This window comes from Streptomyces sp. VRA16 Mangrove soil (genome assembly GCF_017377775.1).
Classification (GTDB): domain Bacteria; phylum Actinomycetota; class Actinomycetes; order Streptomycetales; family Streptomycetaceae; genus Streptomyces.
Genome location: NZ_JAFVLN010000013.1, coordinates 227448 through 244997, shown reverse-complemented (window position 1 = coordinate 244997; position 17550 = coordinate 227448). Strand labels below are relative to the sequence as shown.

The window sequence follows — 17550 nt, the reverse complement described above, 5'->3', positions numbered from 1 at the left end:
TGGAGCGTCGTATAGACTTACATCGTCCTGTTGTTCCCCTGCCCCGTCCCCGATCCGCATCCAGGAGCGCCCCATGGCGACCACCGCCCGCCCCGACCTCGCCGGCCGTCACTTCCTCAAGGAGGTGGACTTCACCGCCGAGGAGTTCCGCGGCCTGGTCGAGCTCGCCGCTGAGCTGAAGGCCGCCAAGAAGGCGGGCGCCGAGACGCAGCACCTCAAGGGCAGGAACATCGCGCTGATCTTCGAGAAGGCGTCGACGCGCACCCGCTGCTCCTTCGAGGTCGCGGCCGCCGACCAGGGCGCCTCGACGACGTACATCGACCCGGCCGGTTCGCACATCGGCAAGAAGGAGTCCAGCAAGGACACTGCCCGGGTGCTCGGCCGGATGTTCGACGCCATCGAGTTCCGTGGTGACGAGCAGGAGATCGTCGAGACGCTCGCCGAGTTCTCGGGCGTGCCGGTCTACAACGGCCTGACGGACGACTGGCACCCCACCCAGATGCTCGCCGACGTGCTCACGATGACCGAGCACAGCGCCAAGCCGCTCACCGAGATCGTCTTCTCCTACCTCGGTGACGCCCGCTTCAACATGGGCAACTCGTACCTGGTCACCGGTGCCCTGCTCGGCATGGACGTGCGGATCGTCGCGCCGAAGAGCTACTGGCCGGCGGACGACATCGTCGCCAAGGCCCGCGAGCTGGCCGCCGTCAGCGGCGCCCGCATCACGCTCACCGAGTCCGTCGAGGAGGGCGTGGCCGGGTCCGACTTCGTCGTCACCGACGTCTGGGTCTCCATGGGCGAGCCCGAGGAGATCTGGGACGAGCGGATCAAGGCGCTCACGCCGTACGCGGTGACGATGGACGTCCTGCGCGCGACGGGCAACGCGGACGTGAAGTTCCTGCACTGCCTGCCCGCCTTCCACGACCTGGGCACCAAGGTCGGCCGCGAGATCCACGCGAAGTACGGCCTGGAGTCCCTGGAGGTCACCGACGAGGTCTTCGAGTCGGAGCACTCGGTGGTCTTCGACGAGGCGGAGAACCGGATGCACACCATCAAGGCCGTCATGGTCGCCACGCTCGGCCAGAAGTAACAAACCGCACATTCAGCACGTAGACGTTCAAACTGGTGGGGCCGGAACACCATCTCCGGCCCCACCGGCACGCGGTACACCCCGCCGCGATCCCGTACCACCAGAAAAGAGCACCACCCCATGTCGCCGACCCCCACCGGCCTGCGCATCAAGTCGCCCGAATCCCTCATCGCCGAATCGGGCGCCGACCTCGAAGGCCACGGCCTCAAGCGCACCATGGGGCTCTTCCAGCTCGTGTGCTTCGGCGTCGGTGCGATCGTGGGCACCGGTATCTTCGTCGGCCTGTCCGACACGGTCGCCGAGGCCGGTCCCGCGGTGATCATCTCGTTCGTGCTCGCCGCGATCACCTGCATCTTCACGGCGTTCTCCTTCGCGGAGCTGGGCGGCGCGATCCCGGTCTCGGGGTCCTCGTACTCGTTCGCCTACGCGACCCTCGGCGAGCGCATCGCGTTCCTCGTCGGCTGGTGTCTGCTCCTGGAGTACGGCGTCTCGGTCTCCGCGGTGGCCGTGGGCTGGAGCCAGTATCTGAACGAGTTGTTCGACAGCCTCTTCGGCTGGCAGCTGCCCGCCGCCCTGTCCGCAGGACCGGCCGACGGCGGTGTGATCAACCTGCCCGCCGTCATCGTCATACTGATGGCCGCGACGCTGCTCGTGCGCGGCGTCCGGGAGAGCGCGCGGGCGACCGCCGCCATGGCGGTGCTGAAGATCGGCATCCTGATCGCGTTCTGCGCCATCGCCTTCACCGCGTTCCAGGACGACAACCTGACGCCGTTCCTCGCGAACGGCATCGGCGGCGTCACCTCCGGCGCCTCGCTCGCCTTCTTCTCGTACATCGGCTTCGACGCGGTCACCACCGCCGGTGAAGAGGTCAAGAACCCGCGGCGGAACATCCCGATCGCGATCATGATCTGCATCGGCATCGTCACGCTGCTGTACTGCGCGGTGGCCGTCGCCGCGATCGGCGCCCTCGGTGCGGACGCGGTCGGCGACAAGCCCGCCGCGCTCTCTCTGATCGTCGACGACGTCACGCACTCCACCGTGGGTGGCGGCATCATCGCCTTCGGCGCGGTCGTCGCCATCGCCTCCGTGGTGCTCACGGTGATGTACGGGCAGACCCGCATCCTGATGTCGATGTCACGGGACGGGCTGATCCCGCGGGTCTTCGAGCGGGTCTCCCCGAGGACGTCGACGCCGGTCGGTGGCACCTGGATCGTGGCGGTCGTCTTCGCGGTCCCGGCCGCGTTCTCCTCGCTCGACGCCGTCGTGAACCTGACGACGATCGGCACGCTCGCAACGATGGTCGTCGTGAACGTCGCGGTGGTCGCGCTGCGCCGCTCGCACCCCGGACTCAAGCGCTCGTTCCGCGTGCCGCTGTACCCGGTCAGCCCGGTGCTCGGTGTCGGCTTCTGCCTCTACCTGATCTGGGGCACGGGCTGGACGACGTGGCTGCAGTTCGCCGTGTTCCTCGTCGTGGGCGCGCTCGTCTACGCCTTCTACGGCCGGAAGAACTCCCGGCTCGGGGCGGTCACTCCTCCGACGCCGGACGCTGCCGGGGCACCGCGGGGAGCGTGAACCACACCGCCTTGCCGGACTCGGTGGGGCGGTGTCCGCACGAGGCGGACAGGGTGCGGATCAGCAGCAGGCCGCGGCCGTGCTCCTGCCAGGGGTCGGGCTCCTCGGCGTCGTCCGGACGGGTGAGATGCGCGGGCGGCGCCGGGTCGGCGTCGTGCACCTCGACCTGGCAGCCGGTCTCCAGCAGCTCCACGACGAGTTCGATCGGGGCGTCGCCCGCCGTGTGCTCCACGGCGTTCGCCACCAGCTCGGCCGTCAGCAGCTCCGCCGTGTCCATGTCGGCCGCCGGTGATTCGATCTCGGTCAGCGCGGTACGGACAAGGGCGCGCGCGACCGGCACGGCGGCGGCCGTGTGCGGCAGGGCTATGCGCCACGACGTGGGCGTGGAGGGCCCAGAGGGAGGAGTCAAGGCGGGTCCTGAGGGGCGGCGGGGGCGGATCGGGCGGGACGCGATGGGCGTGGGGGGACGTCCTGCTTTCAACCTTATGAATGGTACGGGGTGCCTCGATAGGGGCTCCCGGTGGTCTTCCTGAGGACATTGGGCTCTTTGTGCTGATGGATTCTTTATATCGGGCAATTCGGCCACCCCGGCTCGGTGTATCGCGTCCTGCTGACGACAGTCACAAAGCGGTGATACCTTCGTGAGGTAGCCGTCGGAGCACGCCTGCCCGCAGGAGGCCGTACGCGCATGAGTCCCTTCACCGGCTCCGCCCCCCGCACGGAGACCTGGCACCACCTCTCGTACGCCGTGGACGCGCACGGCGTCGCGACCGTCACCCTCGCCCGGCCCGAGAAGCTCAACGCGCTTACCTTCGGCGCCTACGCCGATCTGCGCGATCTGCTCGCCGAGCTGTCCCGCGAGAAGACGGTCCGCGCCCTCGTCCTGGCCGGTGCGGGGCGCGGCTTCTGCTCGGGCGGCGACGTCGACGAGATCATCGGCGCCACCCTGTCCATGGACACCGCCCAGCTGCTCGACTTCAACCGGATGACCGGGCAGGTGGTGCGGGCCGTGCGCGAGGCACCGTTCCCGGTGATCGCCGCCCTGCACGGGGTGGCCGCCGGCGCGGGCGCCGTGCTCGCGCTCGCCGCCGACTTCCGGATCGCCGACCCGAGCGCCCGCTTCGCGTTCCTGTTCACCAAGGTCGGTCTCTCGGGCGGCGACATGGGCGCCGCCTACCTGCTGCCCCGCGTCGTCGGCCTCGGCCACGCCACCCGGCTGCTCATGCTCGGCGACGCGGTGCGCGCCCCGGAGGCCGAGCGGATCGGCCTGATCAGCGAACTGACCGACGAGGGCCGGGCCGACGAGGCCGCCCAGGACCTCGCCCGCCGGCTCGCCGAGGGCCCCGCCCTCGCCCACGCCCAGACCAAGGCCCTGCTCACCGCCGAGCTGGACATGCCGCTGGCCGCCGCCGTCGAGCTGGACGCCGCCACGCAGGCCCTCCTGATGAACGGGGAGGACTACGCCGAGTTCCACGCGGCCTTCACCGAGAAGCGCCCGCCCAAGTGGCAGGGGCGCTGACCATGACCAACGCCCGCACGATCGCCGTCGTCGGCGGCGGCCCCGGCGGCCTGTACGCGGCCGCGCTCCTCAAACGGCTCGACCCGTCCCGCGCGATCACGGTCTGGGAGCGCAACGCGCCGCACGACACCTTCGGCTTCGGTGTCGTGCTGTCCGACGAGACGCTCGGCGGCATCGAGCACGCCGACCCGGTGGTGTACGCGTCGCTGCGGGACGAGTTCGTGCGGTGGGACGACATCGACATCCGCCTCGTGCAGCGGGGCACCCGCCACGTCTCCGGCGGCCACGGCTTCGCCGCGCTCGGCAGGCGCCGCCTCCTCGAAATACTGCAGGGCCGCTGCCGCCAGCTCGGTGTCGACCTCCGCTTCCGCACCGAGGCGCCACCGCCGGATCAGCTCCGCACCGAGTACGACCTCGTGATCGCCGCCGACGGCGTGCACAGCGCGACCAGGACGGCGTACGCCGACGCGTTCCGCCCGCACATCGAGGAGCACCGCAACCGCTACATCTGGCTCGCCGCCGACTTCGCCTTCGACGCGTTCCGCTTCGAGATCGCGGAGACCGAGCACGGTGTGATGCAGCTGCACGGATATCCGTACGCCCGCCCGTCACCCGACCACCGCCCCTCAACGAAGCCCTGCGGGCCGCCCCTTCCGGCCGGCGAGTCCACCGTCATCGTCGAGATGCGCGAGGAGGTGTGGCGGGCCGCCGGGTTCGACGACAGGGACGTACGCGCATCGGTCGAGCGGTGCGCCAAGACGTTCACGGAAGCGCTCGGCGGACGCGGCCTGAAGTCCAACAACTCCTCGTGGCTGACGTTCCGCACGGTCGTCAACGACCGTTGGTCGCACGGCAATTGCGTGCTCATCGGCGACGCCGCGCACACCGCGCACTTCTCCATCGGCTCCGGCACCAAGCTCGCCGTCGAGGACGCCCTCGCGCTCGCCGCCTGTCTGCACGAGCACCCCACCACCGGCGCCGCGCTCAAGGCGTACGAGGCCGAGCGGCGGCCCGTCGTCGAGAGCACCCAGCGTGCCGCGCGGGCCAGCCTGGAGTGGTTCGAGGATCTGCCGCGCTATCTGGACCAGCCGCCGCGGCAGTTCGCGTTCAACCTGCTCACCCGCAGCCGCCGCGTCACGCACGACAATCTGCGGCTGCGCGACGCCCGCTTCACCGGGTCGGTGGAGCGCGAGTTCGGCTGCCCGGACGGTACGCCGCCGATGTTCACCCCCTTCGAGCTGCGCGGCCTGCGGCTCAGGAACCGCGTCGTCGTCTCCCCGATGGACATGTACGCGGCCGTCGACGGCGTCCCCGGCGACTTCCACCTAGTCCACCTCGGCGCACGGGCCCTCGGCGGGGCGGGCCTGATCATGACGGAGATGGTCTGCGTCAGTCCCACCGGCCGCATCACCCCGGGCTGCGCCGGTCTCTACACGCCCGAACAGGCAGCCGCCTGGCGCCGGATCACCGAGTTCGTGCACACCCGCGCCCCCGGCGCGGCGATCGGGATCCAGCTCGGCCACTCCGGCCGCAAGGGCTCCACCCGCCTGATGTGGGAGGGGATCGACGAACCCCTGCCCGATCCGGCCGACAACTGGCCGCTGGTGGCGGCGTCACCGATCCCGTACAAGCCGGGAAGCCAGACCCCCGCCGAGCTGACCGTCGGCCAACTGGCCGAGATCCGCGAGGAGTTCACCTCGGCGGCCTGGCGTGCCGCCCGCTCCGGCTTCGACCTCCTCGAACTGCACTGCGCGCACGGCTACCTGCTCTCCGGCTTCCTCTCCCCGCTGACGAACCGGCGCACGGACGCGTACGGAGGTTCCCTGGAGGCCCGTCTGCGCTTCCCCCTGGAGATCTTCGACGCGGTGCGCGGCGTGTGGCCCGACGACCGGCCCATGACCGTACGGATCTCGGCGACGGACTGGGCCGACGGCGGCACCACACCCGAGGACGCCGTGGCGGTCGCCCGTGCCTTCGCCGCGCACGGGGCCGACGCCATCGACGTCTCCACCGGGCAGGTCGTCGCCGACGAGAAGCCCGCGTACGGACGCTCGTACCAGGTCCCGTACGCCGACCTGATCCGCCACGAGACCGGGATCCCGGTGATCTCGGTCGGCGCGATCTCGTCCTGGGACGACGTCAACTCCCTTGTCCTGGCGGGCCGTACGGACCTGTGCGCGCTGGCCAGGCCGCACCTGTACGACCCGCACTGGACCCTGCACGCGGCGGCCGAACAGGGATACAGCGGGCCCGGCGTGGTGTGGCCCGAGCCCTACCGCGCGGGCAGCAGGCGCCCACAGACGGGACGCCTGGACGCACCCAAACCCCGACTTGTGCTGCCGAGTTGATCGCCCACCCGATACCGTGCGGGCGTTCGAAGATTCTTGACCATGCGCAGAGACGTGCGCAGTGACGTGCGCACAGACGTGCGCACAGACGTGCGCAGAGACCATGCACAGGGGGAGTGGCGTGATGGGACAGAGCACCGGCGGGTTCTCCAAAGCGGGGCTGCGGAAGGTGCACGACGTGCTCGCGCGGCACGTCGACTCGGGGAGGATCCCAGGAGTGGTCGCCCTGTTCAGCAAGGGCGACGAGACGCACGTCGAGACCATGGGGGCCATGGAGCACGGCGGCGGTGCCCCGATGAGCCGCGACACGATCTTCCGGATGGCGTCGACGTCCAAGCCGGTCTCCGTCGCGGCGGCGATGGTCCTGCTCGACGAGTGCCGGCTGCGCCTGGACGACTCGGTCGAGCAGTGGCTGCCGGAACTGGCCGACCGCAAGGTGCTCAAGTCGATCGACAGCCCGGTCGACGACACCGTGCCGGCCCGCCGCCCGATCACCGTACGGGACGTGCTGACGTCGACGTTCGGGCTCGGCATGGATATGACGGTGATCGGTACGCCGGTCATGAACGAGGTGTTCGCGCGGGGCCTCACCCCGAACCTGCCGGAGCCCATGCCCGAGCAGGACGAATGGATGCGCCGCCTCGGCGAACTGCCGCTGATGCACCAGCCCGGTGAGCGCTGGCAGTACCAGATCGCCAGCGACCTGGCGGGCGTGCTCGTCTCCCGCGTCACGGGGCAGTCCTTCGAGTCGTTCCTGCGCGAGCGGATCTTCGAGCCGCTCGGCATGAAGGACACCGGCTTCCACGTCCCCGCCGACCAGATCCACCGGCTGCCACCGCTGTACGCGCCCGACCCCGCGACCGGTGAGTTCCACGTCTGGGACGACGCGGCGACCGGCCGCCACAGCGCGCCCCCGGCGTTCCAGGGCGGTGGCGGCGGCCTGAACTCGACCGCCGACGACTACCACGCCTACTTCCGGATGCTGCTCGACAAGGGGCTGCACACCAACGGCGAGCGGATCCTGTCCCGGGCCGCCGTCGAGCTGATGACGACGAACCGGCTCAATGCCGAGCAGCTCGCCGCCCGCACCGCGCTCGCCTCGCAGAACGTGCACATCTCGTTCGGCCAGGGGCAGCACGGCGGCTGGGGCATCGGTATGGCGGTGCGCACCTACCGCGGTGACTACGCGCCCGTCGGCCAGTTCGGCTGGGACGGCGGCAGCGGCGCCTCGGCGTACGCGGACCCGGTCAACGACGTCACCGGCATTCTGCTCACCCAGGTCGGCGCGTCCGTCCCCGACCCGATCCACATCATCCTGGACTTCTGGACGACGCTGTACCAGGCGCTCGACGACTGACGGGCGGACGACGACTGACGGGCGGACGACGCGACAAGGCCCGGCCCTGGTTGCACCAGGCCCGGGCCTTGTCGCGTGATACCGCTACAGCTCGGCCATCCCCGCCGTGAGCGTCGTCCCGTCCGCCGGGTCCACGATCAGGAAGGCGCCCGTACGCCGGATCTCCGCGTACGCGTCCAGGGACAGCGGCTCGGCGGTGCGCAGCACCACGTGCCCGAGATCGTTCGCCGTCAACTCGCCCGCGTCACCGAGGGACTTGACGATCGCCTTCACCGTGCGGGTGGTGTGCCGCACGAGGACGCGCCGGCCGACCACCAGCGGCTGGTCCGCGAGGTGGCACACGGCCGCGCGCACGTCCTGCGTGACGGACGGCGCCCGGTCGTCGGCCGGTGCGATCAAGTCGCCCCGGGCGACGTCGAGTTCGTCGGCGAGCCGCACCGACAGGGAGGCCCCGGCGTGTGCCTCGTCCACGGCCTCGCCGAGCACGTCGAGGGCGGTGACCGTCGACGTGCGCCCCGAGGGGTGCACGGCCACCGTGTCACCGACGCGCAGCGTGCCGGAGACCAGCCGGCCCGCGTAGTGCCGGGCCTCGCCGTGCCGGATCACGTACTGCACCGGGAAGCGGGCGGGCGCGTCCGTCGACTCGGCCGTGACCTCGACCGTCTCCAGGTGCTCCAGGACGGTCGGGCCGCCGTACCAGTCCATGTGCGTGGACGGCTCCACGACGTTGTCACCGGCGAGCGCCGAGATCGGGATCGCGGTGACCTCAGAAATGTGCAACTCCCGCGCCAGCGAGCCGAATTCACCGGCTGTCCGGGTGAACGCCGACTCCTCGTAGCCGACGAGGTCCATCTTGTTGACGGCGAGGACGACGTGCGGGACGCGCAGCAGCGCGGCGATGGCGGCGTGCCGGCGGGTCTGTTCGACGACCCCGTTGCGGGCGTCGACGAGGATGATCGTCAGCTCCGCCGTGGAGGCACCGGTGACCATGTTCCGGGTGTACTGCACGTGCCCCGGGGTGTCCGCGAGGATGAAGCGGCGGCGCGGGGTCGCGAAGTAGCGGTACGCGACGTCGATGGTGATGCCCTGCTCGCGCTCGGCCCGCAGACCGTCGGTGAGCAGCGCCAGATCGGGCGTGCCGGTGCGGGAGATCGACTCCAGCTGGTCGGCGAGGACCGACTTCGAGTCGTGCAGCAGCCGCCCGACGAGCGTGGACTTGCCGTCGTCGACGGAACCGGCCGTGGCCAGGCGCAGGGTCCCGACCTCGGCCATCGTGGATACGGACATCTCTAGAAGTACCCTTCGCGCTTGCGGTCTTCCATCGCGGCCTCGGACAGCTTGTCGTCGGCGCGGGTGGCGCCCCGCTCGGTGAGCCGGGACGCGGCGATCTCGGCGATGACCTGCTCCAGCGTCTCGGCGTCCGAGTCGACGGCGCCGGTGCAGGACATGTCGCCCACGGTGCGGTAGCGCACCTGGCGCTTCTGCGGGACCTCGCCCTCCTTCGGGCCGCCCCACTCGCCCGCCGTCAGCCACATGCCGTTGCGGTCGAACACCTCACGCCGGTGCGCGAAGTAGATCTCCGGGAGCTCGATCCGCTCACGGGCGATGTACTGCCACACGTCCAGCTCGGTCCAGTTGGACAGGGGGAAGACGCGGACGTGCTCGCCGGGGGCGTGGCGGCCGTTGTACAGCTGCCACAGCTCGGGGCGCTGACGGCGCGGGTCCCACTGGGAGAACTCGTCGCGCAGGGAGAAGACGCGCTCCTTGGCGCGTGCCTTCTCCTCGTCGCGGCGGCCACCGCCGAACACGGCGTCGAAGCGCTCGTGCCGGATCGCCTCGGTCAGCGGGACGGTCTGCAGCGGGTTGCGGGTGCCGTCCGGGCGCTCCTTGAGCAGGCCCGCGTCGATGTAGTCCTGCACCGGCGCGACGTGCAGCCGAAGCCCGTGCTCCGCCACCGCGCGGTCCCGGTAGGCGATGACCTCGGGGAAGTTGTGCCCGGTGTCCACGTGCAGCAGCGGGAACGGCACCGGCGCGGGCGCGAACGCCTTCAGCGCCAGGTGCAGCATGACGATGGAGTCCTTGCCGCCGGAGAACAGGATCACCGGCTTCTCGAACTCGCCCGCCACCTCGCGGAAGATGTGCACCGCCTCGGACTCCAGAGCGTCCAGGTGGCTCAGCGTGTGGTTCTTCCCGGTCACGTCGCTCACACCAGCCCCTCGGCCGCGAGGACCGCGTGCACCGAACCGGCCGACTCGGCCGGCGTCCGGTCCTGCGTCTCCAGGAACAGGTCCGGCGAGACCGGCGGCTCGTACGGGTCGTCGACGCCGGTCAGGCCCTTGAGCCGGCCGGCGGCCTGACGCGCGTACAGGCCCTTCACGTCACGCGCGCTGCACACCTCCAGCGGCGTGGCGACGTGGATCTCGAAGTACGGGGCGTCGCTCGCCGCGTGCCGCTTGCGGACGGCCTCGCGGCTGTCGGCGTACGGGGCGATGACGGGCACGACGGCGAAGATGCCGTTGCGCGCGAGGATCTCCGCGACCAGGCCGATGCGCTGCACGTTCGTGTTGCGGTCCTCGCGGGAGAAGCCGAGGCCCGCGGAGAGGAACCGGCGGATCTCGTCACCGTCGAGCACCTCGACGCGGTGGCCCTCCGCGCGCAGCCGCCCGGCGAGGGCGCGCGCCACGGTGGTCTTGCCGGAGCTCGGCAGGCCCGTGAGCCAGATCGTGGCTCCCTGGGGCCGCTGCCGTGCCGTCCCGGCCCGGTTGGCCGTAGTCATACGTGGAGTCCTTTCGCGGCGTCGGTGTGCCGCAACTCATCGGTGGGGGCGGGCAGTTCGCGCGGACCCGCCCGCGGTGGTCGGTGCGGGCAGCCAGGTCCTGTCCGCGGTGGTCAATTCGGTGAACAGGGCCTCCCAGCGCGGGTGCACCGCGTCCGGGCCGTAGGCCGCCGCCGTCAGGAGCGCCGCCGTGCCCATCTGCGAGCGCAGCTCGCGGTCCGCCATCAGGCGGGCCAGGGCGTCGGCGAGGGCGTCGGGGTCCTGCTCCGGCACGAGCAGCCCGTCGACCCCGTGGGTGAGGACGTCGGCCGGGCCCGTGGGGCAGTCGAACGAGACGACCGGCAGGGCGTGCGCCATCGCCTCGATCAGCACCATCGGCAGGCCCTCGAAGCGTGAACTCAGCACGTAGACCGAGGCCTTGGCGAGCTCGTCGTCGAGCCGTTCGCAGTGGCCCATCAGGAAGACGTGGTTGTAGAGGTGGTGCTCCTCGACGAGGGCGCGCAGCTGCGCCTTCTTCTCGCCGGTGCCGTAGATCCTCAACTGCCAGTCGGGGTAGGCCTCGACGAGCTTCGCCCACGCGGGGATCAACAGGTCGAAGCCCTTCTGGTGGAAGAGCCGGCCGGCCGCGACCACGATCTTCGCCTCATGGTCCGAGGGCACCTGGTCGAGGGAGTGCACCGCGTTCGGGATGCGCACGACGCGCGTGCCCGGCAGCAGCCGCGCGTACTCGTCGCGGTCCCGCTCCGTCAGCACGGCGACCGCGGCGAAGGCGCCGTACGTCTCGACGATGCGCTGCTGCACGTCGGGCCGGTGCGTGCCGTGGTTCATGTGCTCCTGCGCCACCCGCACCACACCGTTCGTGGCGTGCGTGGCGGACAGGAAGTTCAGGGCGGGGCGCGTCGTGACGAGGACACCGTCGGTCAGCGACCGCAGGTAGTCGGCCAGGGCGATCTCGACGCGGCGCGTGAAGTACCGGGAGCCGAACTCGCCCACGGGGATCTCCTTGCCGGGCGCGTCCAGGTCCTCGGCCTTGCCGCGCAGCGAGCGCCACCGGGCGGCGAGGCCGCGCGCGGGCTCCGGATCGGGCTGCCGGTGGCCCTCGCGCAGGTCCAGGACGGTGTGCACCGGCACCCGCTCGTCCAGCGGGAACGGGAGCTCGTCGCGGTTGCGCAGGGCGCACACGATCTCGACGTCCCAGCCCGCCGCCACCAGGGAGTTGGCCTGGTTGAAGACGGTGCGGACGGTGCCGCCGCGCCCGTAGGCGTGCATCAGCAGATAGCGGATCCTGGGGGGCTTCGGGGAGTTCGTGGTCATGAGCGGCACTCCAGGGACAGGTTGTCCTCGACCGTGAAGTACGGCTTGACCCCGAAGTCCGCGCCCGGCACGTGCTGCACCGGGTAGACCATGATCGCCTTCTTGCCGCTGATGTCGTCGAGCTTGCGGCCGACGCGCAGTTTGTGGGTCCCGTCCGTCAGGTGCAGGTCCCACTGGTCGGTGTCCTTGAAGCCGTCGTACGCGGCCAGGTCGGCGACCTTCCACTCGCCGGCGAACTGCTCGCCGTCGAGCTCGGCGTCGTAGCGCAGGACGTGGTCGGTGCGCGTGCGGCGGGTCAGGGTGAGGCGCCAGCCGCGGTCCGCGACCGTGTCCACCCCGTGCAGCCGGCCGACGACCTTGATCCGCCCGTCCCGCGGCCACACCTGTTCGACCTCGGCGTGGGGCTTCACTTCAGGTACCCCCAGGCCTTGCACATGGGCTTGAGGATCTCGGGGATCTCGTCGTCCTTCGGCAGCTCGCGGCCCTTCTGGACGGTGCCGGTCCTGATCTTGTCGCGCCAGTCGCCGAGGCCCTTGTGGATCTGGGTCTCGTCGCGCTTGCCGTAGTCGAGCATCGACGGTTCGAAGTCGATGCCGAGGAAGGCGCAGATGCCGCGCAGCTTGCCCTCGGGGTCGGCGGTCAGCTCCTCGTAGCGCACGGTGTGGCCGCCGGTGAGGTGCTTACGGGCGTTGTCGACGGCCTTCATGTAGCGCAGCGCGTCCGCGCACGCCTCCTCGTACGTGCGCTTGTCCGGGTCGCCCTCGTGCCAGGACCGGGCGATGGAGACCGGGTGGCGCAGCAGGAAGACGAACCGGGCGTCGGGCCAGCAGTCACGGATCCGCCGGTGGACGAAGGCGTTGCTGGGCGTCTTCTCGACGAGGAAGTCCTTGCCGGACTTGACCAGTTCGCGGTGCATGACGCGGTCCCACAGCAGATGCTCCAGGTCGCCGCGGCTCAGATCGAGGGCGTCCATGGCCTTCTCCGACAGCTTGCTGCCGTAGCCGACCTCGAGGCGGCGGATGTGCAGCTCGTGCGGGGAGTGCAGCCGCGAGTGCGCGTTCATCAGCATCCGCAGCAGGGTCGAGCCCGAGCGCACCGGCGACAGGATGAAGACCGGCCGGGTGAGGAGCCGGTCCGTGGCGAGGTCGCCGGGGGTCGAGTAGGCGGGCGCGGGCCGCTTGGCCGGCGTGGCGGCGGCCGGCGTCGCGGGCTGCACCGGCACCTTCTTCGCCGGCGCCTTCTGTGCTCGCTGCACCTGGAGGCCGGTGGTGGCGGTGAGCGCCCGGTTCATCTTGCGCATCAGACTCATGCGTCCCGACGCTAAGTGCGCAATCTGAGAAGAGGGATGGAGGGACCTGAGGGTTCCCTTAGCACCCTTTCATGTGGTGGAGATCACCAGGCGGTCTTCTTCATGCAGGGTTCATGGAACTAGCCTGCGTCGACGAACCGCTGTCCTGCGGGGTGCAGCCGCTCGTGCAGCGCCCGGAACACCGCGGCCGACCGCAGCCCCGGCCACCCCGCGGGCAGCAGCTCCGGTGGCAGGCCCGGATCCGCGTACGGCAGGTGCCGCCACGAGTCGAGCGCGAGCAGATGATCGCGGTAGGCGTCCCGGGGCGGGGTGTCCGTACGGGCCTCCCAGGCGCGCAGCACCGGCTCGTGCTCGTCGAGGAACGCCTCGTGCAGCTTGGCGAGCGCGGCCAGGTCCCACCAGCGGGCCACCGCGTCGGCCGTCGCCGCGAAACCCAGGTGCTCGCCGGTGAACAGATCCACGTACGCCGCGCAGCCGATCCGCTCCAGCGTGTGCCGCGTCTCCTCGTACAGCGCCGCGGGAGCGAGCCACACCCCGGGCGCCGCCGTGCCGAAGCCGAGCCCGGCGAGCGTGGAGCGCAGCACGTGCCGCTTGGCGCGCTCGGACTCGGGCACGGAGAACACGGCCAGCACCCAGCCGCTGCCCCGCGCGGCGTCCCCGTAGATCCGGCGGTCGCCGTCGGCGAGGAGCTGGCGGGCGTCGTCCGACAGCGCGTACCCGGCGGCGCCGGTCGCCGTGCGCGCGGGCAGCAGCAGGCCGCGCCGCTTGAGCCGGGACACCGCCGAGCGCACGGACGGCGCGTCGACCCCGGCCGCGCCGAGCAGCCGGATCAGCTCGGCGACGGGGACGGCTCCGGGGAAGCCGCGCCCGTAGGCGCCGTACAGGGTGACGATCAACGACCGGGGGGTATGCGGGGTCTGCTCGGACACGTGATCACCTTACGGTTCCGGGCTCGCGCAGCCGGAAGCGCTGGAGCTTTCCCGTGGCGGTCCTGGGCAGGGCGTCGAGGAACTCGATCGCGCGCGGGCACTTGTACGGCACCAGCTCCGCCTTCATGAACGCGCGCAGTCCCTCCGGGTCCCGGCGGGCGCCGGGCCGCAGCACCACGTACGCGACCGCGATCTGGCCGCGCGCCTCGTCGGGCCGCCCCACGACGGCCGCCTCCGCCACGTCCGGGTGGCGCAGCAGCGCCTCCTCGACCTCGGGGCCCGCGATGTTGTACCCGGCGGAAATGATCATGTCGTCGGCGCGGGCCACGTACCGGAAGTACCCGTCGGGCTCACGGACGTAGGTGTCCCCCGTGAAGTTCCAGCCGTCGCGCACGTACCCGCGCTGCCGCTCGTCGGCGAGATAGCGGCAGCCGACGGGCCCGCGCACGGCGAGCAGCCCCGGTTCCCCGTCCGGCAGCCGGGCGCCGTCCCGGTCCACGACCCGCGCCTCCCAGCCGGGCACCGGCAGCCCGGTCACCCCCGGCCGGGCCGCTTCGTCCGCTGCCGAGATGAAGATGTGCAGGAGTTCGGTGGCGCCGATGCCGTTGATGATGCGCAGACCGGTCGCCTCGTGCCAGGCGTGCCAGGTCGCGGCCGGCAGATTCTCCCCGGCGGAGACACAGCGGCGCAGCGAGCTCAGGTCGTACGCGTCCCAGGACGGGTCGGCGAGCATCGCCCGGTAGGCGGTCGGCGCGGTGAACAGCACCGACACCCGGTGCTCGGGCACCGCCGCCAACAGCCGTGGCGCGCCCGCCTGTTCGAGCAGCAGCGCCGAGGCGCCGGCCCGCAGCGGGAAGATCACGAGTCCGCCGAGCCCGAAGGTGAAGCCGAGCGGCGGACTGCCCGCGAACACGTCGTCGGGGACCGGCTTGACGACATGCCGCGCGAACGTGTCCGCGACGGCGAGCACGTCCCGGTGGAAGTGCATGCACCCCTTGGGCCGCCCGGTGGTGCCCGAGGTGAACGCGATCAGCGCGACGTCGTCGGCCGCGGTGCGCACCGCCGCGTACCCGGCGGGCTTCGGGGCCGCGCGGTGCAGCAGGTCGTCGGGCCCGTCCCCGCCGAAGGTGGTGATCCGCAGCCCCGGCACCCCGGCCTTCGCCAGATCGTCCACGGACCGTACGTCGCACAGCGCGTGCCGCACCTGCGCGATCCCGCACATCGTGGCCAGCTCGGTCGCCCGCGCCTGCGCCAGCACGGTCACCGCGACCCCGCCCGCCTTCATCACGGCGAGCCAACAGGCCGCCAGATGCGGGGTGGTGGGGCCGCGCAGCAGGACGCGGTTGCCGGGCACGACGCCCAGGTCGTCGGTGAGGACGTGCGCGATCCGGTCGACGGTGGCCCGCAGCTCCCCGTACGTCCACGGGGGCCGGCCGGGGCAGTGGAAGGCGGGCCGATCGGCGCCGAACCGCTCGACGGTCGCGTCGAGGAGCTCGGCGCCGCAGTTCAGCACGGCAGGACCGGGCGGTCCCGGCCCGTCGAGGACCAGGTCGGGCCAGAGCTCGGCGGGCGGCAGATGGTCGCGCGCGAACGTGTCGACGTGCCCGGAGGGCAGGAGTGGGCCGTGCGGGCTGCGTGGGTGGGTCATGGCCGGATGCCCCCTTGCCGTCGCATGCTTCGCGGCTGCTTCTCGGCGTGTGGTCGCGCATCGAGCGTATCGTGATGGTGACGACAGTCAACGGTGCGCGATACGGTTCCGTGTATGGGCACTTTCTCGCTCGACCCCGATCACCTCGCGTGGTGCGCCCGGCTGCGCGGGCTCGCACGCCGGCACCTGGCACCCCTCGCGGAGAAGGGCGAACCGGGCCGGATCAACCGCCCCCTCGTCGCCGAACTGGGCCGACTCGGCCTGTTGGAGCGCCTCTTCACCTCCGGCGCCCTCGATCTGTGCCTGATGCGCGAGTCCCTGGCACAGATCAGCACGGAGGCCGAGACGGCCCTCGCCCTGCAAGGACTCGGGGCGCACCCCGTGCACGCGTACGGCACCGAGGAGCAGCGCGCGCGCTGGCTCCCGCGGGTCGGCGCCGGGACGGCGGTGGCGGCGTTCGCGCTGAGCGAGCCGGGGGCGGGCTCGGACGCGGCGGCGCTGGCGCTGCGGGCGGTCGAGCAGGACGGGACCTGGCGGCTCTCCGGCGAGAAGACCTGGATCTCCAACGCCCCGGAGGCCGACTTCTACACCGTCTTCGCCCGCACCGGAGAGCCGGGGAGCCGGGGCGTCACGGCGTTCCTGGTGCCCGCCGACCGGCCCGGCCTCACCGGCACCCCGCTGGACATGCTCTCCCCGCACCCGCTCGGCAGCCTCGCCTTCGACGAGGTCCCCGTCACCGCCGACGACGTGCTCGGCGAGGTGGGCCGCGGCTTCCGCGTCGCCATGAACACCCTCAACCTGTTCCGGCCCAGCGTCGGCGCGTTCGCCGTCGGCATGGCCCAGGCCGCGCTCGACGCGACCCTCGACCACACCGCGCGCCGCGAGGCGTTCGGCGGGCCCCTCAAGGACCTCCAGACCGTGGCCCACCAGGTCGCCGACATGGCGCTGCGCGTCGAGTCCGCCCGCCTGATGGTGTACGCGGCGGCCTGCGCGTACGACGAAGGCGCCGACGGCGTCCCGCGGCGCGCCGCGATGGCGAAACTGCTCGCCACCGAGACCGCCCAGCACGTGATCGACACCGCGGTCCAGCTGCACGGCGCGCGGGCCCTGTGCCGCGGCCACCTCCTGGAACACCTCTACCGCGAGGTGCGCGCGCCCCGCATCTACGAAGGCGCCACCGAGATCCAACGCGCCATCATCGCCCGCGAGTTGTACAAGGAGGCAGCCGAATGAACGACGGTCCCCGACGCATCAACCCGCCCGAACTCTCCCCGCCCACCGGCTTCTCGCACGCCGTCGTCGCCACCGGCGGCCGCCTCGTGCTGCTCGCCGGGCAGACCGCCCTGGACGCCGACGGCAAGATCGTCGGGGCGGACCTGCCCGCCCAGTTCACCCGGGCCCTCACCAACCTGCTCACCGCCCTGCGGGCCGCGGGCGGCACCCCCGCGGACCTCGCCCGGGTCACCGTCTACGCGACGGACGTGGCCGACTACCGCGCGCACGCCCGTCGACTCGGCGCCATCTGGCGGGAGTTGGCGGGCCGCGACTATCCCGCGATGGCGGTGATCGGCGTCGCCCGGCTCTGGGACGAACAGGCCCTGGTGGAACTGGACGGCACCGCCGTCCTCCCGTAGGGCCGGTCCCCGGGCCCCGTTCGGAGTTCCCCGTCCGCGCCGCGGCGGGCGGCA

General features: G+C 71.7%; 16 protein-coding genes. 7 read left to right on the top strand and 9 right to left on the bottom strand.

From position 1 onward, the window contains the following. Positions 1-73 precede the first annotated feature (73 nt). Both argF and J3486_RS30860 read left to right on the top strand, forming a co-directional pair. Positions 74-1090, top strand: a complete 1017-nt coding sequence (argF, locus tag J3486_RS30865) for an ornithine carbamoyltransferase (protein WP_207826205.1) — start codon at positions 74-76, stop codon at positions 1088-1090. A gap of 120 nt (positions 1091-1210) precedes the next feature. Further along, the gene (locus tag J3486_RS30860; RefSeq protein ID WP_207826204.1) at positions 1211-2662 is read left to right on the top strand and encodes an amino acid permease; all 1452 of its coding nucleotides are present in this window, start codon (positions 1211-1213) and stop codon (positions 2660-2662) included. Here the strand turns inward: J3486_RS30860 and J3486_RS30855 are convergent. Beyond that, positions 2616-3071, bottom strand: a complete 456-nt coding sequence (locus J3486_RS30855) for an ATP-binding protein (RefSeq protein WP_207826203.1) — start codon at positions 3069-3071, stop codon at positions 2616-2618. The two genes, J3486_RS30860 and J3486_RS30855, sit on opposite strands and share 47 nt — an antisense overlap. A gap of 279 nt (positions 3072-3350) precedes the next feature. Here J3486_RS30855 and J3486_RS30850 point away from each other — a divergent pair, with 279 nt between their 5' ends. The 3 genes from J3486_RS30850 (at position 3351) to J3486_RS30840 (ending at position 7886) form a co-directional block, all read left to right on the top strand. Continuing rightward, positions 3351-4181 (top strand): enoyl-CoA hydratase family protein, encoded by an 831-nt coding sequence (locus tag J3486_RS30850; protein WP_207826202.1) that lies wholly within the window; start codon positions 3351-3353, stop codon positions 4179-4181. A gap of 2 nt (positions 4182-4183) precedes the next feature. After that, positions 4184-6529, top strand: a complete 2346-nt coding sequence (locus J3486_RS30845) for a bifunctional salicylyl-CoA 5-hydroxylase/oxidoreductase (protein WP_207826201.1) — start codon at positions 4184-4186, stop codon at positions 6527-6529. Positions 6530-6653: 124 nt separating this feature from the next. Beyond that, positions 6654-7886: a serine hydrolase gene (locus tag J3486_RS30840; RefSeq protein ID WP_207826200.1), complete on the top strand. Its 1233-nt coding sequence runs from the start codon at positions 6654-6656 to the stop codon at positions 7884-7886. A gap of 84 nt (positions 7887-7970) precedes the next feature. Here the strand turns inward: J3486_RS30840 and J3486_RS30835 are convergent, their stop codons facing one another. The 8 genes from J3486_RS30835 to J3486_RS30800 all read right to left on the bottom strand — a co-directional run bounded on the left by J3486_RS30835 (position 7971) and on the right by J3486_RS30800 (position 15862). Continuing rightward, the gene (locus J3486_RS30835) at positions 7971-9173 is read right to left on the bottom strand and encodes a sulfate adenylyltransferase subunit 1 (protein ID WP_207826199.1); all 1203 of its coding nucleotides are present in this window, start codon (positions 9171-9173) and stop codon (positions 7971-7973) included. A 2-nt stretch (positions 9174-9175) separates the two neighbouring features. After that, a complete protein-coding gene (gene cysD, locus J3486_RS30830) occupies positions 9176-10093 on the bottom strand; it encodes a sulfate adenylyltransferase subunit CysD (protein ID WP_207826194.1) in 918 nt (305 codons plus the stop codon). After that, a complete protein-coding gene (cysC, locus tag J3486_RS30825; protein ID WP_207826190.1) occupies positions 10090-10662 on the bottom strand; it encodes an adenylyl-sulfate kinase in 573 nt (190 codons plus the stop codon). The genes cysD and cysC overlap by 4 nt, the downstream gene beginning before the upstream one ends. A gap of 36 nt (positions 10663-10698) precedes the next feature. Beyond that, positions 10699-11976, bottom strand: a complete 1278-nt coding sequence (locus tag J3486_RS30820; protein ID WP_207826188.1) for a glycosyltransferase family 4 protein — start codon at positions 11974-11976, stop codon at positions 10699-10701. Further along, positions 11973-12386, bottom strand: coding sequence for a hypothetical protein (locus tag J3486_RS30815; RefSeq protein ID WP_207826186.1), 414 nt, complete (start codon positions 12384-12386; stop codon positions 11973-11975). The genes J3486_RS30820 and J3486_RS30815 overlap by 4 nt, the downstream gene beginning before the upstream one ends. Further along, complete coding sequence (locus J3486_RS30810; RefSeq protein ID WP_207826184.1) at positions 12383-13285, bottom strand: sulfotransferase; 903 nt, start codon at positions 13283-13285, stop codon at positions 12383-12385. The genes J3486_RS30815 and J3486_RS30810 overlap by 4 nt, the downstream gene beginning before the upstream one ends. Before the next feature lie 119 nt (positions 13286-13404). Beyond that, a complete protein-coding gene (locus tag J3486_RS30805; RefSeq protein WP_207826183.1) occupies positions 13405-14214 on the bottom strand; it encodes a PaaX family transcriptional regulator C-terminal domain-containing protein in 810 nt (269 codons plus the stop codon). A 4-nt stretch (positions 14215-14218) separates the two neighbouring features. Beyond that, complete coding sequence (locus J3486_RS30800) at positions 14219-15862, bottom strand: AMP-binding protein (RefSeq protein ID WP_307805000.1); 1644 nt, start codon at positions 15860-15862, stop codon at positions 14219-14221. A gap of 114 nt (positions 15863-15976) precedes the next feature. Between J3486_RS30800 and J3486_RS30795 the strand changes: the two genes are divergently transcribed. Continuing rightward, entirely contained in the window at positions 15977-17095 is a 1119-nt protein-coding gene (locus J3486_RS30795; protein WP_207826181.1) for an acyl-CoA dehydrogenase family protein, read from the top strand. Beyond that, on the top strand, positions 17092-17496 hold the full coding sequence (locus J3486_RS30790; RefSeq protein ID WP_207826180.1) for a RidA family protein: 405 nt from the start codon (positions 17092-17094) through the stop codon (positions 17494-17496). The genes J3486_RS30795 and J3486_RS30790 overlap by 4 nt, the downstream gene beginning before the upstream one ends. The last annotated feature ends 54 nt before the right edge of the window (positions 17497-17550 follow it).